Genomic DNA, 920 nt, shown 5'->3' on the forward strand with positions numbered 1-920 from the left:
AGTCATTGACTTGTAAGGGTTTTTTATTGTCTAAAATTTATGCGAACGCATGGACTTAGTTGGTTTTTTGATACTATCTTGATACTTTGACCCTTATAGTAATTAAAGTATGATACTACTAACACTATGGTTATATACTGCTGCATGGGTGATATATGAAGGTTAAACTTACCAAAAAATTTATAGATTCAGTAGACTATACCGCTAAAGGTACTGAAATCTATATGGACGATGTGTTAACTGGTTTTGCGCTACGTGTGGGCAAACAATCCAAACGTTATACATTACATAAGCGTATTAACGGAAAGCTATATAGAGATGAAGTGGAAGAAACGCACTTGATTACGCTAACCGAAGCACGTGAAAAAGCCAGCATAATGATGGCTAATATAAAAAAAGGTCTGCATGTTTATGACGGGCTTCATGAGGTCTTGGAAGAGCCGAAAGATAAGACCAATAATGTACCAACACTGAGAGATGCATATACCTACTTTAAATCAGCAAAGACTAGCTTAGCTAAAGGCACTATTGACACTTATGATGGTCAAATACTAAACAAGCTAGATGATTGGCTAGATATATCTTTAAATGATATATCTAAGTCAATGATAAGTGATAAGCATAAAGAGATAAGCAAGCATAGTAAAGCTCAGGCTAACGCAACTATGAGAGCTCTAAGGTCAGTTTGGAATTATTGTCGTGATAGCTTTTTAGATGATAACGAAGACTTTTTAATTAAAGAGCAACCAGTACGCATACTTAACGCCAAGAAAGATTGGAATATAATTAAGCCGCGTACTAAACATGTTGAAGAAGAATATTTAGGTATGTATCTCAAAACACTTTTAAATTATGTTGATAGAAGCTCACACCTGCAAGCGCCCCATAGCAATAATGCACGAGATATCATGCTACTTTTT

General features: G+C 35.1%; 1 pseudogene. It reads left to right on the plus strand.

Going from position 1 to position 920, the window contains the following annotated elements:
* Positions 1-155 precede the first annotated feature (155 nt).
* Positions 156-920 (plus strand): annotated as a pseudogene (locus BTV99_RS12460) (integrase); the annotation flags it as partial.

The organism is Psychrobacter sp. Rd 27.2, from assembly GCF_001921755.1.
GTDB classification, from domain to species: Bacteria; Pseudomonadota; Gammaproteobacteria; order Pseudomonadales; family Moraxellaceae; genus Psychrobacter; species Psychrobacter celer.